Genomic DNA, 22,140 nt, shown 5'->3' with positions numbered 1-22,140 from the left:
AATTTACTGTTTTTTAACAACAAATTGCAGGATAAGATCATCAAATGAAACTAGGAAGCATCGTCATTTAGCCAGAGGAGCGAGGAATCGCCGTAGCTTAGGAAGCGGTAATCATTCTTTAATGCTTCGGAATAGATCATTTCCCAGTCGTTTCCAACAAATGCCGCGACGAGGAGAATGAGTGTAGAGCCTGGCTGGTGGTAATTAGTAATTATCCCGCGGCATAATCTGAAACGGTAACCAGGAAAAATGAATATCTCCGTTTCACCTACCACCTCATTCAGCTCCGCCTCGTCCATGTAGTCGGCAATGGCCTGAAGCGATGCCTTTGCAGAAGGCAGGTCTTCTTCATTCCACGGATACGGATAGAGTTTTTCGATGTTGAAAACCGTCGTTTCTTTTTTGAAAAGCTTCACACCAAACCAGTACAAGCTTTCCAGCGACCGCAGGGACGTGGTGCCCACCGGGACAATGTGAGTGACAGATTGGAGCAATTCATCGATAAGCGTCCTTGTAAACACCACCTGCTCGGAATGCATCCTGTGCTCGATGACCTTTTCCACTTTAATGGGCTGAAAAGTTCCAGCTCCCACGTGCAATGTCAGAAATGACCTGCGGATGCCTTTTGTGGCCAACGCATCGAAAACGCGCGGCGTGAAGTGTAATCCGGCTGTCGGAGCGGCAACGGCCCCGTCGTGGTGCGCATAAACGGTCTGGTAAGTTTCCTTGTCGGGCTCCTCGGTATCGCGATTCAGGTAAGGCGGCAATGGAATTTCACCCAATGCCTTGACCAATTCTAGAAAGGTGACATCCGCGTCCCAGGTCAATCGCACGAGATTCTGCTCATAGTCGTGATAGGAAACCTGCAAACTGACAGGCAACTCATTCACCTGGATAATGCTGGCGAGCGTATCGCCTGCTTTCCAACGCTTTTTATTTCCGATCATACATTCCCAAACGCAGGAATGCTTCACCAGCATGGCATCGTTTATCACGCGGGTAGGCAGCTCGGGATGCAGTAGCAGGACCTCGATAACCGCCCCGGTTTCCTTCCTGAAATGTGCCCGCGCAGGGATTACCTTGGTATCGTTGAAAACCAGCAGGGTGTTCTCCGGTAGTTGCGAGGTAATGTCTGTAAACCGTAAATGGCTGACTTCTCCATCCCGGTAGACCATCAGCTTCGACTGGTCCCGGGTTTCAATCGGGTATTTTGCGATGCGATTGTCAGGCAGTTCGTATGTGTAGCGCTGCAAATCAATCGCCTCAGCCGCTCGCCGCCATAATGCGTCCGAATTTGCGTTATCTGTCCTTTTACCTTCCATCGGCAGCATTACAATTTATCGTCGTGCACCGGAGGCCAAAGGAGGCGCAACGGAAGCAGGAAAACGAACAACACGAGTGCAAGGCTGGCATAGTAGAGCCAGGAGAAATCGAATACGTCCATTTTGTAGCTGGTACTATTGATCGTCGCTAATGCCAGCAAGCTGAAACCTACGATGGTGTTGATCACGGCCACCAGGCAAAACAACCAATTGGTAAGGTGCTCGTTGAGTTCGGAACGGTGTTGCGCCCATTCTTTACGCTTCAGGATCGGCAGGTTCATCGGGTCCACGTTCGGGATATGCCGTGCAATGCCGGTGATCAGTACGTTGTTCACGAGAAAAAGCCCCATTACAATGTAAAAAACGTGTTCCTTATCGACATAGCGTTCCGCCAGGCCGCTATCTGCGAAGTCGACAGCGACCATTTCGGGGAAAAGTGAATAGGTCCAGACAAGCGCCCCGATAACGAATAATAAAGAAGCCCAGCGCCAGATCTTTATTGCAAATGTTGTAACTTTCATGAATTGGTAACCTAAATAGAGGTCTTTTCGCCATAGTAAATCGGGTGCAAAATTAGGTCGGGGAGCTTCCAAAACCTAATTGTATTAACACACATTATCAATTCCGGCAATGCAATTCGAATGGGATTCAAACAACCTAAAACATATTAGCGGAGATCATCCTGAAAGAAAAAATACAGTGGACGAGGTCGAAAGTGTCTTTGACGACCCGTTTCTGGTTATAAGGGAAGGAACAAGATTAGCCGGCGAGCAACGCTTCAACGCCATAGGCAAGGGAAACTCGCAGATAATAAAAGTCGTTGTATTTACGACTAACGAAGGACTGATCAGGCCGATAAGCTGCTGGCCTGCCAACAAACAGACTATCCGATACTACCATGAAAACATTAAAGGCAAATAAAATCGCCGTTATCAAAAACAGTCATACCGCAGAAGAAATGCGTGAAATCGAGAAAGATTTCCTTAACAAGGAGACTGTAAAATACACCCTGGAAGAACTCATCAAAGCCGAGTCCGCAAAGAAAGCAAAGGCTTAATTCCACCGCATGAAAATCTACACCAAAACCGGTGACAAAGGCACCACCGCCCTTATTGGCGGCACGCGCCTGAGTAAGGCGCACGTACGCATAGACGCGTACGGGACGGTCGATGAACTGAACAGCTACATCGGAATGCTTCGGGACCTGCCCGTGAACGAAGGCCGGAAAGACCTACTCAAAGAAATACAGGATCGCCTGTTTACGATCGGCTCGCACCTCGCTTCGGAGCCCGATCAAAAGAAGAAAATACTACCGGACTTGCACGACGAAGACGTTACGCTATTGGAAAAGGAAATGGACGCGATCGATGCAAAAGTGCCTCCGTTGCGGTCGTTCATCCTGCCGGGTGGGCATCAGTCAGTTTCTTTCGGGCACATTGCAAGGACGGTCTGCCGCAGGGCCGAGCGCGCAGTAATCCACTTGCAGCAGGGTGAGGAAGTAGAACCTGTTGTAATTCGCTATCTCAACCGACTTTCCGATTACCTATTTATGCTCTGCCGCGCCATGACCCACGAGCTGGGAATTGAAGAAGTTACGTGGCAGCCGAGGGTTTCCCGGCAAAAATAATTGTTATACTAAATATCAATTATTTATAGATTAAATTCTTTAAATTGCGGGACTTAGGAAGAATGCGCCGGGATCTCCAAATCCTGCCTTTTTTCAAAGTATAAGCTTCGGAAAGCGTTTGAAAAATTAAATTTTTTGGCATCATGACAGCCGACACAGTACAAATAGAAGTTCAGCAAACCACCCAATCCCGTTTGCAGGAGGTTGACTTCAACAACCTCGTTTTTGGACGGAACATCTCCGACCATATGTTTATCGCCGAATACAAAAACGGACAATGGCAAGACCTGCGTATCGTCCCTTACGGCGACCTCTCACTTAGTCCTGCTACCGCCGCGCTACATTACGGTCAGGCTATTTTTGAGGGGATGAAAGCTTACAAAAACGATGCAGGTGAAGTGCTGCTTTTCCGTGCCATCGATAACTGGAAACGCCTTAACAAATCCGCCGAGCGCCTTTGCATGCCGCAGATCCCGGAAGAGATCTTCATGAACGGCCTTACCGAGCTGCTTCGACTGGACGCCGGTTGGGTGCCATCTCAGCCCGGTTGCTCGCTTTACATCCGTCCGTACATGTTTGCTACCGACCCTTATATCGGCGTCAAACCATCGGATTCATATTATTTCATCATTTTCACAAGCCCGGTAGGCACCTATTATGCGAAACCTCCGCGTGTGAAAGTGGAAACGCGTTTCATCCGTGCTGCCGAAGGCGGCGTGGGTGCTACCAAATGCGCAGGTAACTACGCAGGTTCGCTCTACCCGGCAAAACTGGCCCAGCAGGAAGGTTACGACCAACTGATCTGGACCGACGCCCGCAATCACGAGTACATCGAGGAATCGGGTACGATGAACATCATGTTCATGCTGGACGGTAAACTGCTTACCCCGCACGTTTCCGAAACCACGCTCGACGGTATCACCCGCAAAAGCATCGTGTCTATCGCGGAGCATTGGGGCATTCCCGTGGAAGAGCGTCGTATCACTGTAAAAGAGATCATCGACGCATTGAAAGCCGGTAAGCTCGAAGCCGCATTCGGTGCCGGAACTGCCGTAGTCATTTCTCCGTTCGCAACCATCGCGTACGAAGGCGTGGATTACGCCCTGCCAGAAATCAAAGAAGATTCATTCGTGAATAAAGTAAAAACCTACCTGACCAACCTCCGCACCGGCAAGGAAGAAGATATCTTCGGCTGGATGTTGAAAGTCTAGTTTATGAGTTGAGAGTTTATAAGTAAAGAGTTCAAAGTAGGGCTAACCCGCGCTTTGAACTCTTTACTTTTTTACTCCCTAAACTTTAAACTCATAAACTCTAGACTCATGAACTCCCTACACAAATGTCCGCGTCCCGGAATAGTTGTCCCGAAACTCCTTCGGCGTGCAGCCGTTCCTGCTTTTAAAAATCCGGTTGAAATAAGAAAGGTTATTGAACCCGCATTTGTAGGCGATCTCCGAAATTGTATGAGTAGTATTGATCAGTGACCGTGACGCGTGCCCCAGCCGGATTTCGTTCAGACTTTCAACGAATGTCTTGCCCGTTCTCTTTTTGATAAACCTGCTGAACGACACCTCCGACATTCCCGCCAGCTTCGCCACACCTGCCAGATCCACGTCCTTGTTATAGTTGTCGCGCATAAAGGCGAATACCTTTTCGATGCGGCGGCTGTTGTAATTAACATTCTCATCCGTAAAAGTGCTGTTGGAAAGCGTTCGCATATCACGCGAAACGGACAAGTCGTGCAGGATAGACATCAGCTCTAGCATGGAATCGAAACCGCTCTTTTGTGCCAGGCTGATAAGTCTCGGCTTGATCCGCTCGATCGTATCCCTCGAAAACGCGATTCCTTTCGCCGATTTTTCCAACAATGAGCGAACAAAAAACAGCTGGTTGCGTTCCAGGAACTTGTCGTCGAATAAATCGCGGTGGAATTGCACGGTCACTTCCTTGATCTCAGGCATGCCTTCATGCCACCGGTAGGCATTAGTAAGCCAGCCATGCGGCAGATTGTTCCCCACCAGCACCAGTTCGGCGTCGTCGATCACTTCGGTATGATCGCCAACCACCCGCTTCACGCCTTTTCCCGAAAGGATCAGATTCAGCTCAAACTCCTCATGGCTGTGTAGCGGGAAGTCGAAGACGGTCTTTTTTCGGTCAAAGACAGTAAAACAATCGTACTGGGTAAGTGGGGTAATTTCTCTGTAGATTTCACTCATAGGCTAAATTGTATTTTTAAGTTAAATTGACAAGGCGGCCCGTATCGATCCGCTATGTGATAATGAGGTAACAATTTAAATATTAATTGTCAATAATACCATTCTTCAACCTTCCTGTAATCCTATAAACTGTTAGTATTGGTCTAATCATGGATAAAAAAGTACTATACCCTGCCCCGGTTTTGTCAATAAGTTTGTGTCAGGCGCCGATCGATTTGCTGACTCACCGATGAAAATCAAAGCAATCGACCTCCTCGTCATATTACTCTACCTGATTACGGTCACGTTGATTGGTATTTACCTGAAACGGCAGGCGTCAAAAAGTAAAAACGACTACCTGCTGGGAGGGAAATCCATGCCGTTCTGGATGCTTGGCATTTCCAATGCGTCGGGTATGTTCGACCTTTCCGGCACAGCGTGGATGGTCGCCATTATGGTAGTGTATGGCGTGAAGAGCATTTGGCTACCGTGGTTGTGGCCGGTATTTAACCAGATATTCATGATGGTATACCTCTCGATGTGGCTAAGGCGCTCCAATGCATCCACCGGCGCGGAATGGATGCTGTTCCGTTTCGGCGACCGACACGGGACAGGGCTTTCCCATAAGATCATTATCGTCTTCGCATTGCTGTCCTGCATGAGTTTTATGGCATACGGTTTTATAGGACTTGGAAAATTCATCGAAATCTTTATTCCCTGGGAGATCCTCAGGACATTTCTTCCATTCAACTTACCAATTCGTTACACTGCTCATTTTTATGGCGTCCTTTTCACCCTGTTTACTGCCTGCTACGCCCTGCTGGGTGGCATGAAAAGCATCGTATGGGCCGACATGCTGCATTACCTGATCATGGTAGTCGTGTGCGTATCGGTGGCCGCCATGGCCTATACGGCACTACCGGGCGTTTCCAGCCTGCCTGTACCACACGGCTGGACCGACCTTTTTTTCGGAAAAGAACTAGGCCTCGACTGGGCGGGCCATTTACCCGCCGCCGCCAGAAAATTGCAAAACGACAGCTTTGCTCCGTTCGGCTATTTCTTCACATTAATGGTCGCCAAAGGTGTGCTGGCAAGCCTCGCCGGCCCCGCCCCGAACTACGACATGCAGAAAATCCTCTCGACCCGTTCCCCGAGGGAAGCGGCGCTGATGAGTATGATCGTCAACATCGTGCTGCTACCCGCACGGTACCTTTTTATTACCGGCATTGCCGTTTTTGCGCTGCTTTATTTCCGGCAACCCAATATTTCGGCGGCCATTGATACCGATTTTGAGAAAGTACTTCCGGCCGTACTCAATACTTACATTCCTTCGGGTTTGCTAGGCCTGGTGTTAATCGCCCTGATGGGTGCGTTCATGGGTACATTTGCGGGCACTTTCAATGCTGCCCAAGCCTATTTTGTCAATGATATTTACCTGCGGTCTTTCAATCCTAATGCAAGTAACCGGCAGATCAGTCGCGTAAGTTACCTTTCCGGCATTGTGATCGTGACCATCAGTATTCTGCTAGGGTTGCTGGCCAAGGATGTCAACAGCATTCTACAATGGATCGTGTCAGCCTTGTACGGAGGATATATTGCCTCCAATGTGCTCAAATGGTACTGGTGGCGGTTCAACAGTGCCGGCTTTTTCTGGGGAATGGCCGCCGGTATCGTTTGCGCACTGGCTTGCCCGTATATTTTTGCAGGAGCTTTGCCGCTCTACTACTTCCCGCTCATTCTGGCTATTTCGGCTGTTGCGGCAGTAGTGGGGTCACTGGCTACGAAACCGGCCGATATGGAAGTCCTCAAAACATTTTACCGGACAGTAAACCCCTGGGGATTCTGGGGACCGGTCCGCGAGGAAGTCCGTAAAAGCGACCCGTTGTTTTTACCTAACAGGCAGTTTACAAGAGATCTTTTCAACGTTGCCGCCGGTATCGTCGCGCAAACCGCCATCACGGCCGTACCAGTCTTTGGTATTCTTAAAATGCCAGCCGAAACTTTCATTTCGACGGCTGTTTTTCTGATACTCTCTGCTATTCTCTGGAAGACCTGGTACAAACATCTGCCCCACCGGTGATTATCGAACAATTCTGACAAAGTCAACCATGACTATCTTCGAAGAGCGTTTTCAGCGCATCAAAAGTGAAAGGCGGCGACTGATCGAAACACCCAACCAAATGCTGGACTCTGGCGACGGTTTTTACGACCGCTACAAATTCCCCGTACTCACGGCAGCACACGTACCGGTTTTCTGGGAATACGACCTCGACCCCGGCAGTAATCCCTATTTCATGAAGCGGTTTGGGATCAATGCGGTTTTTAATGCCGGGGCCATTAAGCTCAATGAAAAATACCTGCTAATCGTGCGGGTTGAAGGTTACGACCGGAAGTCGTTTTTTGCAGTCGCTGAAAGCATTACCGGTACTGGCGGATTCGAATTTTGGGAATTTCCGCTTGATATGCCCCAAACCTCCGACCCGGACGTCAATATTTACGATATGCGGCTCACTGCACATGAAGATGGCTGGATTTATGGGCTGTTTTGTACCGAACGTAAAGACCCCTGCGCCGCCCCGGGCAACGAATCGCAGGCAATCGCGCAATGCGGGATCGCACGTACACGGGACCTGCGTACCTGGGAACGGCTTCCGGACCTGAAAACGCCATCACCCCAGCAGCGGAACGTGGCTTTGCACCCCGAGTTTATCGGCGGCCAATATGCGTTCTATACCCGTCCGCAGGATTCGTTCATCGAGGCCGGACGAGGTGGAGGCATCGCACTTGGTTTGGCTTCCCAGATCGAGCATGCGCAGATAACCGCCGAAACCGTGATAGACCCGAAGAGATACCACACAGTCTACGAAGCGAAAAACGGCCAGGGGCCTGCCCCTATTAAAACCCGGCTCGGCTGGCTGCACCTCGCCCACGGCGTGAGGCAAACCGCCGCCGGCTTGCGTTATGTGCTTTACCTGTTCATGACGGACCTTGCCGATCCTGCAAAAGTCATTTGCAAGCCCGGAGGCTATTTTCTCGCGCCCGAAGGTGCCGAACGCATCGGTGATGTTTCCAATGTTGTATTCTCAAACGGCTGGATCGTTGATGACGACGGCTCTGTATTCATTTACTATGGCGCTTCCGACACGCGGCTGCATGTTGCCACCACATCGGTAGAACGGCTTCTCGACTACGTTCTCCATACGCCATCCGATGGTCTCACTACCGCCACTTCCCGCAACACCCTCGCCGCGCTGATCCGGCGGAACCTTCGATTTCTCTCCGTTGGCTATTCAGAGAGCGGCAAGATTTCGATGTCTTAAGGCACCCGAACAACGACGTATATAAGCCGCCGAACGCTGATGAAAGATCATTCAAGTAAAATTTGAACTTAATCCCAGACAGGCGCTACTTTACCCGATGACTTTACCACGAAGGTATGGTGGGACAAATAGTATAAATTAGTAGATTTAATTCAAAAGGTGCCCTGAATATTTTGGGGCATCTTTTTGTTTTTTATCCTAATTTTGAAATTCACCTGATTCACTAATTACTATTGTTATGATACAATCGTTTACGGCCGATGCCGATAAAAATGAGGTTTTCGAAAAAGTACAACAGTTTATTGATGAGCAAGGCTTCACGGTTGTAGCGAAAGACCATTCACGTCCATGGGGTGGTTTCTTTGTGCTCGACGAAACCCAGGCACCGAAATTCATCTCCACATTTTTCCCGCATTTGTCTCTGGCCGACTTTGCAGGTTATGAAAAATTAAGCCCTAAAATTCTCGTAGTGGCTCCCAACAAACGCCTTTCGTGGCAATATCACCACCGCCGCGCCGAAATATGGAAAGTGATCGGTGGAAGCGCCGGCATTGTGATCAGCGATACCGACGAAGAAACCGAATTGCAGCAATTGCCGATCGGTACGGTCATTAACCTCAAAAAAGGTGAGCGCCACCGCCTGGTGGGCGTCAACGAATGGGGTTTCGTGGCTGAAATCTGGCAGCATACAGATCCTTCCAACCCATCCGACGAAGACGACATCGTTCGTGTTCAGGATGATTTCGGAAGATAATCCCGTCATCATTCAAACATCTGGCAAGTCTCACTGGCTTGCCAGGTTTGTAATTATTCATCCTAACCCAAGCCAGTCATGAAATTCGGAAAAGTTGAAAATCCCGATAACATCGATTTCAGTTTGCCGCCGGAAGCTCCCGCCAACAAAGCATTGCTGAATGCGGCGAAAGCCGGAAAACCGGGGATTTACATCGGGTGCGCCAAATGGAACAAAACCGACCTTAAGGGTTTTTACCCAAAAGGTACCAAAGACGAATTGGCGTATTACGCGACGCAATTCAACAGCATTGAACTGAACGCGACCTTTTATAATAACTTCCCGGTCGAAACTATCGAAACCTGGTATGCCAAGACACCGGCGGGTTTCAAGTTCTTTCCCAAGCTGCATCAGGGTATCAGCCATTGGAAGAGGCTGAAAGACGCGAAGGAACCGACCGAAATATACCTCGACGGCATTGCCCATTTGCAGGATAAACTCGGTATGCTCTTCCTGCAAATGCCCGACAATTTCGGCCCTAAAAACTGGGAAATATTGAAGGCCTATCTCGAAGAATGGCCTTCGGGCTTTCCGCTGGCACTCGAATTGCGCCATACGGGCTGGTACGACGGCTCTTTTAACAGCGAAGATCTTTACAGTCTGCTGGAAAAGAAAAACATCACGCATATCGTGACCGATTCGGCCGGGCGGCGCGATTTGCTGCACATGCGGCTCACAACCCCCACCGCATTCATCCGCTACAACGGCGCCAATGTCGATTCGGATTACACCCGCCTCGATGATTGGTTCGAAAGGCTGAAACTGTGGACCGAGGAAGGGATTCAGAATATCTATTTCTTTGTCCACCAGAACCATGAGGAAGCATCACCTTTGCTCTCCTCGTATTTGATCCAAAAACTGAACAAAGAACTGGGAATGGAACTGCAAGTGCCCTACGACCCGAGAGTAGCGAGCGGGCAGGTTACCTTATTCAAATAGCAAAAGGCGGGTCGTCCCGCCTTTTGCTATTATTTCAATTCGAATTTTACACCTTGTTCAGGGAAAATCAGCCGCAGCCCAAGGGCATTCTCGGCATTTAATTCCCTGCGTATTGTCTCTTCGTTATTTCCGGTTGGTTTAATATGCGTAACGACCACATTCAGGTTTTTCAAATGCTCTTTTCCAGCCAGTTCTGCCAGCACCCCGAACTCCTTCATGAACCATTTCGGCGTCAGGTGCCCGTACAGCTGGCGGTCGGGCTGCGCATCTGGGTAGGAAACTTCCAGAAAGACTCCTTTCAACTGGTCTGACTTCACCAGCGGCGCCACGACCGTCCAGACGCACTGCATATGGTCCGTCTTCTCGACGCTGTCGGGCCCGGTATCGCCGAAATACAGCGCATAAGACTCCCCGCTTTTGATCAGAAAAGCAGTGCTCAGATACGGCCTGGAATGGATCAGCGGAAAGGCCCTGACGGTCATTTCTGTTCCCACAACCGGCGTTTCCACATTCTCGCGCATTGGCTGATAACGAAATTTGTTCAGCGCGGGTGCATTACCGTCGTTCGTCAGATTGGGCCAGCTCTGCCAGTTGAAGTAATGCGCTTTCATCACGCTAATGCAATGCTCCATCGCATAAACCTGCTTCACGGTATCATCCACCGAATTGATGATCATTCCCGAAATATGATCCAGATGAGGATGCGAAATGAGGTAGCCTTTGATATATTTTCTCAAAACCGTTTCCGCATTCACGTCGAAAGCATTCTTCCCGATCGCTTTGTCAATACCGTTACTTACTGTTCCTGCGTCCAGGCACACATAAGCATCCGAGCCCGCGGGGGCAAGCATGTATGCGGAAAGGTTCCCATCCGCGGTACCGCCCTTCACACCTAACGGAACTACTTTAAAACCCTTTTGCGCAAACGCCAGCGGAGACAGGACTGATAACAGGAAAGCGGCAATTATTTTTCGCATATTCTTCGAAGGATTAAAACGGCCCTGAAACGCCCGCGACGCAAAACTACATCGCGTTTCGGAAGATCGTCAAATAAAAGTCGAACAATGCAAATGCCTATCTTCGCACACTCGAAAGTTTAAATACCTGAGCCGATGCCCGAAATCATCCGCACCACCAGCGATAACCCCGATTTTCAAAATCTCACCAATGAGCTCGATACCGAACTCTGCAGCATTTATAACACCAAAAAAGAGGATTACGAAGAATATAACCGCATTACCGGTCTGTCAACCGTCGTGCTGGTTTACGAAAATGGCGTCGCCGTCGCCTGCGGCTGTTTCAAGCAATTCGACGCCGGGCGCATTGAGCTCAAACGCATGTTTGTGACGCCCGGCTTCCGCGGCCAAGGCATTGCTTCGCTCATAGTTGAAGCGCTTGAAAATTGGGGAAAAGAGCTAGGTTACGACACCATCATCCTCGAAACGGGGAAAGGCCAGCCAGAGGCCATTGCGTTGTACCGGAAGTTAGGATACAACGACATACCGCATTTCGGGGAATTTCCGGAAGAATCGCGGAGTGTTTGTTTGGGGAAAATCCTATCTTAACCTTTTACTACGCGAACTGACACATAGTGGAAACTTCTTCTCCTCCCTTCTACCAAAAATTCTCCCTGACCCTCCTGGCTATCGGCATCATCATGGTTGCAATTTACCTGGGCCAGGACATTATCGTTCCGTTAGCACTCGCAGGCTTGCTGGCTGTTCTGCTCAGGCCGCTTGAACAGTGGCTTATGCGAATAGGAATACCAAAACTGATCGCCATCACATTGGCACTAACCATTGCCGTATTGATCGTTTCGGCAGTTACCGTGCTCATTTCGATGCAGGTTGCCGATTTCTCGGATGAATGGCCCAAGTTGAAAAGGAATATCGATCACGTGTACCGCGACGCGCGCCGGTGGATTCGCCGGGAATACAGTGTGAGCTACCGCCAGCAAGCCGAATATTTGAAAAATGCGCAGAGTAAAACGCTGGAAACGTTTCAGGGTCCGGAAACACTCGGCGCGGTAACAGGCCCGCTCGGCACTTTGATCCTCATTCCTATTTACACTTTTCTATTGCTTTATTACCGGGCCATGCTGATCCATTTTTCGGTAGTCCTTTTCGCGGAAGAACAAAAGCATCGCGTGCTGGAAATCCTGGGACAAATTAAATCGATCATCCAGAGTTACATGGTCGGATTGCTGCTCGAAACCACCGCGGTGGCCGTGCTGAATTCCGCCGGTTTGCTCGTACTGAACGTGCAGTATGCCATTTTACTGGGTGTGATGGCGGCGATCCTGAACCTGGTGCCGTACATTGGCGGCCTCGTGGCTACCGCTCTGGCAGTAATGGTCACATTTATCAGCCATCCCCAGGTCGATGTGCTACTCGGTGTTGTAGGTGTATTCATCGCCGTGCAGGTGATCGACAATAATTTTCTCGTCCCGTTCATAGTCGGTTCCAAAGTGCGGATCAATGCATTGGTATCGATCGTAGGTGTGCTCGTAGGCGGGGCGCTCGCGGGTTTGTCGGGAATGTTCCTTTCGATTCCGGCAATAGCGATGATGAAAGTCATTTTTGATCGGGTACCGGGACTGGAACCCTGGGGTATTTTGCTCGGTGACCAGACGCCCGAGCAGGCAAATAACAACCTTTTCCGTTTCGTAAACCTGAAAAAGTCGCCCGGCGGCCCGGCAGCCGACAACCCTGACGAAGAAAACCAGCCGTGAAATTATCACGACTGGTTATGATTACGGGTGTCAGCTTACAAATTGCTTGGTATCCACCACCGCTTTAAGGTCATGTAACAGGCTGAACAGTCCGAAGAATGTGCGGTTGATGTAAATAAAGTGTTTGGATCCGCGATTCATATTCATTTTACGCAGCTCTTTATCATTGGCATATTTCTCGCCCAATGCGGCCAGTTTCAAAAAGAATTCCTCATCCGAAAAATCGAATACTTCGGAATGGAACGGCTGCGTGAGCAATGCGAGTATCTCCCGGAATAAATTCGAGAAATAAACGGTTTCGGCTTGAGTGTCCTTGTCCGTCAGAATTTCAAGTTCGACCAGTTTGGCATGAAAAACCGCGGGATTGTTCAGATTCTCCGGCTCGGCAAGCTCAAAATAAGGTACGTAGAATTCCTCGGGGATTTCTTTAATACAACCAAAATCAATGGCGATGAGGTTGTCGTTTTCGTCGATCAGGAAATTACCCGGATGCGGATCGGCGTGGACTTTACGGAGCTGATGCACCTGGAACATGTAGAAGTCCCACAATGCCTGGCCGATCTTGTTAGCGGTGTCCTGGTCAGGATTTGTCTTGCAAAACTCCGACCAATGCTTGCCACTCATCCAGTCCATCGTGATCACACGCTCGCTAGAAAATTCCGGGTAGTATTTCGGGAACCGCAGGTTCGGGATATGCTCGCAAGCCTCGGCGATTTCGGTGCTCTGGGCTATTTCAAGAATGTAATTCGTTTCCTCGGTCAGCTTCGTTTCCACTTCCTTGAAATACTTGTCCGAATCCTTGGCCTGAATGTTGAACATTGTCATCGCAATGGGCTTCACCAGCGCCAGATCCGACGAAATGCTTTCCGCAACACCCGGGTACTGGATCTTCACAGCCAGCTCTTTGCCAAGATGCGTAGCTTTATGCACCTGGCCAATACTCGCTGCATTGATCGCATTGGGGTTGAAAGTATCAAACAGTTCCAGCGGTGACTTCCCGAAATATTTGCGGAACGTCTTCACGACCAGTGGCGCCGAAAGTGGCGGTACTGAAAATTGCGAAAGCGAAAACTTCTCTACGTAAGCCTGCGGCAGGAAATTCTTCTCCATACTCAGCATTTGAGCGAGTTTCAAAGCACTGCCTTTCAAACTTTTGAGGCTATCGTAAATATCCTCGGCATTGTTGTTATTGAGATTATCCCTGGCCGTTTCCGGGCTGGTGATCTTCTCGCCGTAATATTTCAGGTAATTTCCCCCGATCTTGACGCCTGTCGAAATAAGCCGGGTGGCACGTCGTATTTTAGAAGTAGGTATGCTGTCAATTGTCTCCATTCCTACTTCAATTTTTCTTTAATGAGAAACTTCCCGAAATCGATCACGCTTTCCAACGGCGTGGTATCGATCAGGTCGAATGTAGCTCGGATCGATTTTTCGATGAAAAGGTCCGTCTTTTCAAAACCAACGGATTCATCATCGATCCAGAATTTCAAAGTAAGCAAGAGTTGAATCCACGCACCCTCTTCCAGCGCATCTTGCTGTGCTTTCCGGATGCGCTCGCTCCTGGTTTTCAGGTAGCCATCGCTGATCTCATGGATGTATTCTTTAAAACTCTTGCGGAATTCTTTCAACTTCAGAATACCGTTCAGCTTGTTCTTTTCCTCCTTCAATGCAAAAACCACATAGCTCCGGTTGGCAGTCAGGATTTCAACCAATGTGAAATAATAAGCTAAAAGTTTGTCCCGAAAACCTGCTCCTTCGATCTCGCCGCTCTGGCTGATGAGGTTCACGGCCAGGTTATGAAAACTCACAAAAACGCGCTTTTCAAGCGAATCGATGGAAGTGAAGAATTTGTAGAAATCCCTTTCAGCGAAACCGTGCTCTTTGGAAAACAGGTACACCGATTCCGGCTTCTTGTGGTTTTCCAGGCAGTAATGCATGTATAACTCGGTAATCTTGTCGGCAGTGAGGTCCACGCTTGCTGGTGGTAGCGCCTTCGTTTTGGTAGCCATCAGAAGTATTTGTTTACTTATGGAAGATGAGTCACGTTAGGTAAACGCTTCTGGCAGCTATTTAATTCGAAAACACATTCAAATTCAAAAACGCATTACGAAACTTCCCTTTCGGGTCCATTTGCGCAGCAAGCTCCCTAAATTCCGGCAGTTTTTCATATCGTTTTTCCAGCAAACCCGGCGAGATGGTGAATAACTTGCCCCAATGCGGCCTCGGATTAAAAGGTGCCAGTTCCTTTTCGATCACCGGCAACAGCTTGCTCACGGCCGGCCAATCCTGTTTCCATGTAAAATGGATCGCAACCGAATCCTGTTTATAGCAGGGGCTCAGCCAAAGGTTATCTGCGGCAATGGTCCGTACTTCGGAGGTAAACAGATGCGGGCTGATCTGGCTGCCCATTTTGGAAATGGCTAAAATCGCATCCACTGCATTCTTCCGCGGCACAAAGTACTCCGTTTGCAGTTCTTTGCCGCTGCTGGGTGTAAAACCCATTTTAAAATGCGGCATCCGCTCGTACCACGGTCCCGGCACGCCCATTTGCTCCGTGCAGTTTTCGGCAGAAAGTTCGGGGATTGGGTGCATGTTTTTGGTGGCCAGTTTCGCCCCGAACATTTCCTTCTCCGGTAATGCTTTCAAAGGTTTGTTACTATTTGTTTTAAACTTAATCCAAACTTCCGTGATGTCATCGGTAGCCCAGTTTGTAAACAGGCTTACGCTGTCCCCCCTGGATTCTATTTCATCAAAATGCTCTTTCAACTGGTTCAATGGCAAATTCTCGTACACAACCTGACCCATGAAAAATGTAGGCTGGACATCGAGCGTAAGCTTCGTCACAACTCCCAATGCCCCCAAATGAACGACAGCCGCGTTGAACTTCTCCCCGTCTTTCTCCCGGTTCAATTTTACGACCTCACCATCCGCAGTTACCATCTCCATCGCCGACACCGCCGTAGCCAGGTTCCCGTTCTTTTCCCCCGACCCGTGCGTAGCGGTAGCACAGGCCCCCGCGACGGAAATGTGCGGCAGCGAAGCCAGATTATGCAATGCAAAGCCCTTTTCGTGGAGGTAGGGCGCCAACTGGCCATATTTCAGCCCGCCATTCACGGTCACAGTTTTATTTTTGGTGTCCAATTGCATCTGCACTTCCGCATCCACCACCGAAATAAACTGGTCTTTCGTATCCGCAATGTCGTTGAAACAATGTCGCGTGCCGAGCACTTTTAGTTTGGGGTATTTCCTGACGATCGCCTGAACCTGCTGCAAATTCTTGCCGGAATCCAGCTTTTCTGTGCTGTATTCCAGGTTGCCCGCCCAGTTGCGGAGCTTGTCGCCATGAGCCCAGCCGCTCAGCGGGGAAAGTAAGGGAGCCGTCATTAATGCGGATGAAAGTTTGATGAAAGTACGTTTGTTCATGCGGTAGCCAGGTTGAAGTGCACGAATAGGAATTTATCCCAAATTAATTGAATAAATCAGCATTCCAACCGATGCCCAATGTTATTAGCCCGTCTTTTCCAGGGCCATTTTTAGAATGGAGATAGCCTCCCGCAACTCGCTCTCGTTGAAATTACCGAACCCCAGCCGCATGGCGCTGAGGCGGCCTGTCTGAAAAAGCAGTGTCTGCGGTAAATGCAGGTTTTCACGCAGGCACTCCTTACTCACACGCATGAGATTAATGTCGCGCCGCCATTCGGTCCAGATTGCCAGCCCGCCTGGTGGCGCTTTAAATGTCAGGTAAGGATTAAAATCGCTTTCCAATAATTCGGTAAACAAATCGCGCCGCTGGTGGTAAACCTTTTGGGCTTTCTTGATATGACGCTGGATCTCACCTTCGTCGAGCAGTTCGGCTAATGCTTGTTCCATCATTAAATCACCCTGCCTGTCGATGATCCGTCGCATTTTACCCAGTTCCCTGATCAGATTCTGCGGCGCTACCACATAGCCCGAACGCAGCCCCGGCGCCAGTGCCTTGCAAAACGAACCTACGTACACCACCATACCCGCCCCGTCGGCACTCGCCAGCGGAAGTACCGGGCTGCTGTTGTAATGAAAATCGTAGTCGTGATCGTCTTCCAGGATAATAAACCCGTATTTCACCGATAAATTCAGCAACTCCACCCGCCGCTCTGCGCTCAGTGTGACGGTCGTCGGATAATGGTGGTGGGGGGTGATGTACAGCATCCGGATCGGTGTGTGGTCACAAAGCTGCCGCACCGCTTCCACCGAAATACCCTGATCATCGACAGGCACCGAAAGGATATTTGCACCTGCCTGCTGGAAGATCATATTAGCAACATAATAGCTCAGATCACCCACGACAACATTATCGCCCTTTTTCAGCAACAAGGTCGAAGCCAGGTAAATACCCATCTGGATGCCACGAGTCGTGATGATATTCTCCGCGCCGATATGCAGGCCGCGGGTGTTGTTCAGGTAAGTCGCCAACCGCTCCCGGAACCACATGTTTCCTTCCACATGCGAGTAGGTAAGGTATTTCCGGTTGTTATTCCTTCTCAAAACACTGGAATAGGCCTTCGCAAGCTTATCCATAGGCGCGAGCCGGACATCCGGCAGGCCGTCGGTGAATTCGAGGTCCACGCGGGAAAGCGAAACAGGCCTGTCGAGCAGCATGCTTTCCTCAAATGCAAAGCCGGTCTGCCGGGGATATTGTTTCAGATCGCTCACGTTCGCGGGCAATGCGCTGCCCCGGATGACCGGACTCCTCCGCGTCACGAAAGTTCCGCGGTTGGGCAGCATCTCGATCCACCCCTGGGCGTCGAGTTCGTTGTAGGCGGCTACGACGGTTTTACGGTGCACATCCAACATCTCCGCAAGCACCCGTGTACCAGGCAGTTGCACACCCGTGACGAGCACGCCACGTTGAATGGCGTTGATCATCTGGTGCGCGATTTGTAAGTAAACAGGCGTGCCGGACGCACGGTCCAGCAGGATTACATTTTTGAAAGGTATTTCAACCGGACTACTCATTAGATTTAAACCGGAGCATATAAACGGGCCGGCAAGATAATAGTTTTGTATCGAAATCATTCCCCCTATGAAACTACATTACTCAGGTACCCTTCTTTTACTATTCATCGCAAACCTGGCCCTGGCCCAGGAAATATCGCTTGACCCGGTGACGGTCACTTCTTCGCTTGTGGAAAAGCGGGCCTCGCAAACGGGCCGGAATATTGCAGTCATCAAAGGCGAGTACTTTCAGCAATTGCCTGTGCACAGCATCGATGACCTGCTCCGCTACGTGCCGGGCGTTGAAATACAGGCACGCGGCCCACAAGGTTCGCAAAGCGACATCGTTCTGCGTGGTGGCACATTCCAGCAAGTGCTGGTAATCCTTGACGGCATTCGCCTCAACGATCCCAATACCGGCCATTTCAATAGCTACATCCCCATTTCACCCGCCGAAATCGAGCGGATCGAAGTTTTGAAAGGCGCTTCGTCGGCCTTGTACGGTTCCGACGCCGTTGGCGGGGTTATTCACGTGATTTCCAAAACATTCGCAGCTCGGCTGAATGCAGCCCGGATGTCGGGTGCCGGAGAAGACAACGGCGTTCAGAAAACCCAGGTAAACGGCGGTATCGGTGTCGGTGAATATGGCTTGTTCAACGCCAATGTGGGCGCGTTTGTACAGCGCAACAGGCTGGCAGTTTCAGGCGGATTTTTATCAAACAATGCATCCGGTGTTCAGCAGCGGGGCATTAAAGGTTATTTCCATAACAATACCGCCTCATTATCGCTGAGTTACGCGATTTCTCCCAGCTGGAACCTGGCTGTTCGCAGCGCTTACGACCACCGGGATTTCGCAGCTCAGAACTTCTACACAGTACTGAAATCCGACACAGCCAGCGAAAAGGTCAAAATGTCGTGGAACCAGGTCAGGTTAAGCTACCAAAAGAACAAAACAGCCTTTTCAATCGATGGGGGATATAAATCGGTGCAGGACACCTACCTTTTTAACCCGCATTCCATCGCGAACAGCAGCAAATCGAAACTATGGCAGGGACTGGCTACTTTACAGCAAGCGCTTACTCCCGGTACGAACCTGATCGCAGGCGTCAATTTCCAGCAGCGCAACATTAAATCCAACGACCGCGGCAACCACACGCTGAACCAGCTCGCACCATTCGTTTCAGTCGTGCAAAGTGTTGGTGAGCATTTTACCGTAACGCCTTCCGTTCGCATGGACTGGCGTGAAAGCATTGGCACCGAAGTTTCACCCCAAATCAATTTATCCTACAAAAAATCAAGCTGGCAGCTGCGGGCAAGCGCCGGCAAAACCATCCGCGATGCCGATTTCACGGAACGTTTCAATAACTACGCAAAAAAACTCGTCACCGGTGGCAGCGTCGGCAACCCCGACCTGAAGGCCGAGCGATCGTTCAGCTACGAAGCAGGTGCCGACTGGTTCCTTACCAGCAGCCCCACCTCACAACTTAAAGTTTCGGGTACGTTTTTCCAGCGCCGCCAGAAAGACCTGATCGATTACGTGACGACACCCTACGCGCAAATGCCACGTAAGGATAACCTCTCGCCGACCGGTACATTCGGACTCGCATTAAACATCGCCGAGGTGAATACAACCGGTTTCGAACTCGATATACAATCGGCAAACGCCATTTCTGATAACCAGAAGCTGATTTTCAACGCAGGTCTTACCTGGCTCGACAGCGACAACAAGAGCCAGGTCCAGTCTTTTTACCTTTCGTCGCACGCCAAATTCCTCGCCAACTTCTCGGCCATTTACCAGGTCGGCAATTTTTCCATGAGCGTAAATGGATTGTACAAAAAACGGGCGGAACGTGAAGCATTGGCCATCGAAGCCGCTATTTCAAAAAATTACTTTTTACTCAACGTCAGGGCCGAATATGCCTTCCTGAAACGTCAGCTGGCCGTGTTTGTTCAGGCAGATAATGCATTTGACAAGCAATACAGCGATATACTTGGCTCCGTAATGCCCGGCAGATGGCTGATGGGCGGTGTACGTTTCAATTTTGTGAAGTAACGCGGCATTGTTTTTGCAGGAGTTCGTATATTCAAATTGAAAGCACCCATTTATGTTTTCGAGTATACGTAACTCCTGTCTTCTATTGTCACTTCTTTCATTTACAAGCCCAACAGCTGTCACCGCTGCTGATAGCACCGCGGTTGATCTTCCCGCAAGGAAAATGAATGTTTACTTTATCAGCGGCCTCGGTGCCGACGAGCGTGTGTTTGCCAAACTCAAACTTGATCCGAGGCTGAATGTGAAGTATATCAAATGGGTCAGGCCCTTGAAAAAGGAGTCGTTGCAACATTATGCAGCCCGGCTGAGCAAGCAAATCGACACCTCCCAGCCTTTTCAACTCGTGGGGTTATCTTTCGGCGGGGTTGTTGCTTCGGAAATCGCCGACATTGCCTGCCCGGAACAGGTTACGCTTATTTCGAGCATGTCGACAGGCGTTCCGCTTTCGAAGTTTTATCAGGTAATGATCCGTTTTTTATTGATGTCGCCCTTGTCGGTACCTCTGTTAAAATCGGCTAACCGCATTACCTACAACTATTTTGGCGCCGATACGCCGGAACTGAAAAAACTGCTCAAAAAAATCCTGCACGATACCGACGGCAAGTTCCTGAAATGGGCCTTGGTCCGGATGAGCGGCTGGGACCGTAAAGATCGTGTCGAAAACCTGTTCCACATTCACGGAACGGCCGATAAGCTGATCCCGATCCTCATCGTAAAACCAGATATTATCATTGAAGGAGGTGGCCATCTAATGGTTTACGCCCAGGCCGACCAGATTTCAAAAATTCTCAACCACCGGCTCACGACCATTCATTCACCAGAATGATTTTGCCGATATGGTCGCTCGTTTCCATGAATGCATGTGCTTGCGCGGCTTCGGCCAGCGGAAACGTCCGTGCGATCACCGGCTTGAAGAGGCCTTTTTCCAAAATTGGCCACACGTGTTTCTGAATTTCGGCGGTCAATGCCGCTTTGAATGCATGGTCGCGGTTTCGCAGCGTGCTGCCGGTGACGGTCAGCCGCTTCCGCATAATCAAGCCAAAATCCACCTCGTCGGCGCCTTTGACCTTACTGCCTTTCATGGTATTGATAAAAACCAACCGGCCTTCTTCGCGCAGTAATCGCAGGTTTTTGGGAATATAATCGCCTCCGACCATATCGAGGATCACGTCGGCGCCCAGCTCTCTCAGCACTTCTTCGAAATCGGCAGTTTTATAGTTAATACTAATATCAGCTCCTAATGCCTCGCACGCCGCGCATTTTTCATCAGAACCTGCCGTGGTAAACACTTCTGCCCCGAATGCCTTGGCTAGCTGAATGGCGGTAATGCCGATACCACTGCTGCCGCCATGTACCAAAAACCGCTCTCCCGCCTGCAATCGCCCTCTTTGGAATACATTATGCCAAACCGTGAACACCGTTTCGGGCAATGAAGCCGCATCGGCGAAACAACGGTCGAATCCATCGGGTATGGGCAAGCAATGTGCCGCTTGTGCGAGCGCATATTCCGCGTAGCCTCCGCCCACGAGCAATGCGCACACCCGATCGCCCGGCTGCCATGCGGTCACACCGGCACCAATTTCTTCGATCAGCCCGGCCACTTCCAGGCCTGGAATGTCCTGCGGCGCGCCCGGTGGAGGAGGATAATTTCCTTTTCTCTGGAAGACATCGGGCCGGTTTATCCCCGCCGCGTATACCTTGATCAGCACTTCCGTACCCTTCGGTTGCGGCCTTTCTCGCTCCCGAATTTGCAGCACTTCCGGTGCGCCGGGCCCGGTTATCACGATCGCTTTCATGAATAAATTTCCTTACCAAAAGGCGTAAAAGAGAGGCTCATCAACTTGAAATGCTGCTTCGCGAAAGGCAGACCGATTATGGTGATAGCCAGCAAGACCCCGAAAATCAAATGGGTAGCCGCGATCCAGATTCCTCCCAGGAAAATCCAGATAATGTTGAAAACCATCGATAAGCAACCTGAATTCCCAGGCACTTCCCGCACATGCTGGCCAAATGGAAAGAGCGTCATGATGCCGATTTTGAAACATTGGATCCCGAATGGAATACCGACGATGGTGAGGCAAAGCGCCAGCCCGGCCGCCATATATTCGATAAAAACGACAAATCCGCCGAAAATAAGCCAGATAATGTTTCCAATGAGATTCATGACGCGATCAGTTTAATGTGAATGT

22 protein-coding genes are annotated in these 22,140 nt (G+C 50.0%); 12 read left to right on the top strand and 10 right to left on the bottom strand.

Going from position 1 to position 22,140, the window contains the following annotated elements:
- Window positions 1-50: 50 nt before the first annotated feature.
- Window positions 51-1,322: an S-adenosylmethionine:tRNA ribosyltransferase-isomerase gene (locus AAHB90_RS18370; RefSeq protein ID WP_342086655.1), complete on the bottom strand. Its 1,272-nt coding sequence runs from the start codon at window positions 1,320-1,322 to the stop codon at window positions 51-53.
- An 8-nt stretch (window positions 1,323-1,330) separates the two neighbouring features.
- Window positions 1,331-1,843, bottom strand: coding sequence for a hypothetical protein (locus AAHB90_RS18365; RefSeq protein ID WP_342086654.1), 513 nt, complete (start codon window positions 1,841-1,843; stop codon window positions 1,331-1,333).
- Window positions 1,844-1,952: 109 nt separating this feature from the next.
- Between AAHB90_RS18365 and AAHB90_RS32820 the strand changes: the two genes are divergently transcribed.
- The 4 genes from AAHB90_RS32820 (at window position 1,953) to AAHB90_RS18350 (ending at window position 4,160) form a co-directional block, all read left to right on the top strand.
- Entirely contained in the window at window positions 1,953-2,243 is a 291-nt protein-coding gene (locus tag AAHB90_RS32820) for a BrnT family toxin (RefSeq protein WP_446717913.1), read from the top strand.
- The gene (locus AAHB90_RS18360; RefSeq protein WP_342086653.1) at window positions 2,221-2,379 is read left to right on the top strand and encodes a hypothetical protein; all 159 of its coding nucleotides are present in this window, start codon (window positions 2,221-2,223) and stop codon (window positions 2,377-2,379) included. Before AAHB90_RS32820 ends, AAHB90_RS18360 begins: the two co-directional genes overlap by 23 nt.
- A gap of 9 nt (window positions 2,380-2,388) precedes the next feature.
- A complete protein-coding gene (locus AAHB90_RS18355; protein ID WP_342086652.1) occupies window positions 2,389-2,949 on the top strand; it encodes a cob(I)yrinic acid a,c-diamide adenosyltransferase in 561 nt (186 codons plus the stop codon).
- A gap of 143 nt (window positions 2,950-3,092) precedes the next feature.
- Window positions 3,093-4,160, top strand: a complete 1,068-nt coding sequence (locus AAHB90_RS18350; RefSeq protein ID WP_342086651.1) for a branched-chain amino acid aminotransferase — start codon at window positions 3,093-3,095, stop codon at window positions 4,158-4,160.
- 117 nt (window positions 4,161-4,277) lie between these two features.
- Here the strand turns inward: AAHB90_RS18350 and AAHB90_RS18345 are convergent, their stop codons facing one another.
- Complete coding sequence (locus AAHB90_RS18345; RefSeq protein WP_342086650.1) at window positions 4,278-5,162, bottom strand: AraC family transcriptional regulator; 885 nt, start codon at window positions 5,160-5,162, stop codon at window positions 4,278-4,280.
- A gap of 229 nt (window positions 5,163-5,391) precedes the next feature.
- Here AAHB90_RS18345 and AAHB90_RS18340 point away from each other — a divergent pair, with 229 nt between their 5' ends.
- The 4 genes from AAHB90_RS18340 (at window position 5,392) to AAHB90_RS18325 (ending at window position 10,193) form a co-directional block, all read left to right on the top strand.
- On the top strand, window positions 5,392-7,221 hold the full coding sequence (locus tag AAHB90_RS18340; RefSeq protein WP_342086649.1) for a sodium:solute symporter family protein: 1,830 nt from the start codon (window positions 5,392-5,394) through the stop codon (window positions 7,219-7,221).
- A gap of 28 nt (window positions 7,222-7,249) precedes the next feature.
- Window positions 7,250-8,461 (top strand): glycoside hydrolase family 130 protein, encoded by a 1,212-nt coding sequence (locus AAHB90_RS18335; RefSeq protein WP_342086648.1) that lies wholly within the window; start codon window positions 7,250-7,252, stop codon window positions 8,459-8,461.
- A 238-nt stretch (window positions 8,462-8,699) separates the two neighbouring features.
- Window positions 8,700-9,215, top strand: a complete 516-nt coding sequence (locus AAHB90_RS18330; RefSeq protein WP_342086647.1) for a phosphoheptose isomerase — start codon at window positions 8,700-8,702, stop codon at window positions 9,213-9,215.
- A 78-nt stretch (window positions 9,216-9,293) separates the two neighbouring features.
- Entirely contained in the window at window positions 9,294-10,193 is a 900-nt protein-coding gene (locus AAHB90_RS18325; RefSeq protein WP_342086646.1) for a DUF72 domain-containing protein, read from the top strand.
- A 29-nt stretch (window positions 10,194-10,222) separates the two neighbouring features.
- Here AAHB90_RS18325 and AAHB90_RS18320 read toward each other — a convergent pair whose 3' ends face one another.
- Window positions 10,223-11,170: a 3',5'-cyclic-nucleotide phosphodiesterase gene (locus tag AAHB90_RS18320; protein WP_342086645.1), complete on the bottom strand. Its 948-nt coding sequence runs from the start codon at window positions 11,168-11,170 to the stop codon at window positions 10,223-10,225.
- Window positions 11,171-11,305: 135 nt separating this feature from the next.
- Here AAHB90_RS18320 and AAHB90_RS18315 point away from each other — a divergent pair, with 135 nt between their 5' ends.
- Entirely contained in the window at window positions 11,306-11,758 is a 453-nt protein-coding gene (locus AAHB90_RS18315; RefSeq protein ID WP_342086644.1) for a GNAT family N-acetyltransferase, read from the top strand.
- A gap of 23 nt (window positions 11,759-11,781) precedes the next feature.
- Window positions 11,782-12,924 (top strand): AI-2E family transporter, encoded by a 1,143-nt coding sequence (locus AAHB90_RS18310; protein WP_446717914.1) that lies wholly within the window; start codon window positions 11,782-11,784, stop codon window positions 12,922-12,924.
- A 30-nt stretch (window positions 12,925-12,954) separates the two neighbouring features.
- Here the strand turns inward: AAHB90_RS18310 and AAHB90_RS18305 are convergent, their stop codons facing one another.
- The 4 genes from AAHB90_RS18305 to pdxR all read right to left on the bottom strand — a co-directional run bounded on the left by AAHB90_RS18305 (window position 12,955) and on the right by pdxR (window position 17,919).
- Window positions 12,955-14,256 (bottom strand): ABC1 kinase family protein, encoded by a 1,302-nt coding sequence (locus tag AAHB90_RS18305; RefSeq protein WP_342086642.1) that lies wholly within the window; start codon window positions 14,254-14,256, stop codon window positions 12,955-12,957.
- Between the two features lie 2 nt (window positions 14,257-14,258).
- Window positions 14,259-14,933 (bottom strand): TetR family transcriptional regulator C-terminal domain-containing protein, encoded by a 675-nt coding sequence (locus AAHB90_RS18300; protein ID WP_342086641.1) that lies wholly within the window; start codon window positions 14,931-14,933, stop codon window positions 14,259-14,261.
- A 61-nt stretch (window positions 14,934-14,994) separates the two neighbouring features.
- Window positions 14,995-16,347, bottom strand: coding sequence for a D-arabinono-1,4-lactone oxidase (locus AAHB90_RS18295; RefSeq protein ID WP_342086640.1), 1,353 nt, complete (start codon window positions 16,345-16,347; stop codon window positions 14,995-14,997).
- Between the two features lie 84 nt (window positions 16,348-16,431).
- A complete protein-coding gene (pdxR, locus tag AAHB90_RS18290; RefSeq protein ID WP_342086639.1) occupies window positions 16,432-17,919 on the bottom strand; it encodes a MocR-like pyridoxine biosynthesis transcription factor PdxR in 1,488 nt (495 codons plus the stop codon).
- Between the two features lie 67 nt (window positions 17,920-17,986).
- On the opposite strand from pdxR, the gene AAHB90_RS18285 reads away from it, so the two are divergent.
- Window positions 17,987-19,951, top strand: coding sequence for a TonB-dependent receptor plug domain-containing protein (locus AAHB90_RS18285; RefSeq protein ID WP_342086638.1), 1,965 nt, complete (start codon window positions 17,987-17,989; stop codon window positions 19,949-19,951).
- A 163-nt stretch (window positions 19,952-20,114) separates the two neighbouring features.
- A complete protein-coding gene (locus AAHB90_RS18280) occupies window positions 20,115-20,777 on the top strand; it encodes an alpha/beta fold hydrolase (RefSeq protein ID WP_342086637.1) in 663 nt (220 codons plus the stop codon).
- On the opposite strand, the gene AAHB90_RS18275 is transcribed toward AAHB90_RS18280, so the two are convergent.
- Together AAHB90_RS18275 and AAHB90_RS18270 are read right to left on the bottom strand one after the other, a co-directional pair.
- Window positions 20,752-21,747, bottom strand: a complete 996-nt coding sequence (locus AAHB90_RS18275; RefSeq protein WP_342086636.1) for an NAD(P)H-quinone oxidoreductase — start codon at window positions 21,745-21,747, stop codon at window positions 20,752-20,754. The two genes, AAHB90_RS18280 and AAHB90_RS18275, sit on opposite strands and share 26 nt — an antisense overlap.
- Entirely contained in the window at window positions 21,744-22,115 is a 372-nt protein-coding gene (locus tag AAHB90_RS18270) for a YccF domain-containing protein (RefSeq protein WP_342086635.1), read from the bottom strand. The genes AAHB90_RS18275 and AAHB90_RS18270 overlap by 4 nt, the downstream gene beginning before the upstream one ends.
- Window positions 22,116-22,140: the final 25 nt, after the last annotated feature.

Origin of the sequence: Dyadobacter sp. OTU695, assembly GCF_038440355.1 — a bacterium.
Classification (GTDB): domain Bacteria; phylum Bacteroidota; class Bacteroidia; order Cytophagales; family Spirosomataceae; genus Dyadobacter.
Note: the sequence above shows the minus strand (reverse complement) of the source record. Positions and strands in the feature narration are given on the sequence as shown.

Bases quoted from the DNA above. Each gene is read 5' to 3' on its own strand.
- AAHB90_RS18370 (WP_342086655.1), bottom strand. From the start codon at position 1,322: ATGGAAGGTAAAAGGACAGATAACGCAAATTCGGACGCATTATGGCGG.
- AAHB90_RS18365 (WP_342086654.1), bottom strand. From the start codon at position 1,843: ATGAAAGTTACAACATTTGCAATAAAGATCTGGCGCTGGGCTTCTTTA.
- AAHB90_RS32820 (WP_446717913.1), top strand. From the start codon at position 1,953: ATGCAATTCGAATGGGATTCAAACAACCTAAAACATATTAGCGGAGAT.
- AAHB90_RS18360 (WP_342086653.1), top strand. From the start codon at position 2,221: ATGAAAACATTAAAGGCAAATAAAATCGCCGTTATCAAAAACAGTCAT.
- AAHB90_RS18355 (WP_342086652.1), top strand. From the start codon at position 2,389: ATGAAAATCTACACCAAAACCGGTGACAAAGGCACCACCGCCCTTATT.
- AAHB90_RS18350 (WP_342086651.1), top strand. From the start codon at position 3,093: ATGACAGCCGACACAGTACAAATAGAAGTTCAGCAAACCACCCAATCC.
- AAHB90_RS18345 (WP_342086650.1), bottom strand. From the start codon at position 5,162: ATGAGTGAAATCTACAGAGAAATTACCCCACTTACCCAGTACGATTGT.
- AAHB90_RS18340 (WP_342086649.1), top strand. From the start codon at position 5,392: ATGAAAATCAAAGCAATCGACCTCCTCGTCATATTACTCTACCTGATT.
- AAHB90_RS18335 (WP_342086648.1), top strand. From the start codon at position 7,250: ATGACTATCTTCGAAGAGCGTTTTCAGCGCATCAAAAGTGAAAGGCGG.
- AAHB90_RS18330 (WP_342086647.1), top strand. From the start codon at position 8,700: ATGATACAATCGTTTACGGCCGATGCCGATAAAAATGAGGTTTTCGAA.
- AAHB90_RS18325 (WP_342086646.1), top strand. From the start codon at position 9,294: ATGAAATTCGGAAAAGTTGAAAATCCCGATAACATCGATTTCAGTTTG.
- AAHB90_RS18320 (WP_342086645.1), bottom strand. From the start codon at position 11,170: ATGCGAAAAATAATTGCCGCTTTCCTGTTATCAGTCCTGTCTCCGCTG.
- AAHB90_RS18315 (WP_342086644.1), top strand. From the start codon at position 11,306: ATGCCCGAAATCATCCGCACCACCAGCGATAACCCCGATTTTCAAAAT.
- AAHB90_RS18305 (WP_342086642.1), bottom strand. From the start codon at position 14,256: ATGGAGACAATTGACAGCATACCTACTTCTAAAATACGACGTGCCACC.
- AAHB90_RS18300 (WP_342086641.1), bottom strand. From the start codon at position 14,933: ATGGCTACCAAAACGAAGGCGCTACCACCAGCAAGCGTGGACCTCACT.
- AAHB90_RS18295 (WP_342086640.1), bottom strand. From the start codon at position 16,347: ATGAACAAACGTACTTTCATCAAACTTTCATCCGCATTAATGACGGCT.
- pdxR (WP_342086639.1), bottom strand. From the start codon at position 17,919: ATGAGTAGTCCGGTTGAAATACCTTTCAAAAATGTAATCCTGCTGGAC.
- AAHB90_RS18285 (WP_342086638.1), top strand. From the start codon at position 17,987: ATGAAACTACATTACTCAGGTACCCTTCTTTTACTATTCATCGCAAAC.
- AAHB90_RS18280 (WP_342086637.1), top strand. From the start codon at position 20,115: ATGAATGTTTACTTTATCAGCGGCCTCGGTGCCGACGAGCGTGTGTTT.
- AAHB90_RS18275 (WP_342086636.1), bottom strand. From the start codon at position 21,747: ATGAAAGCGATCGTGATAACCGGGCCCGGCGCACCGGAAGTGCTGCAA.
- AAHB90_RS18270 (WP_342086635.1), bottom strand. From the start codon at position 22,115: ATGAATCTCATTGGAAACATTATCTGGCTTATTTTCGGCGGATTTGTC.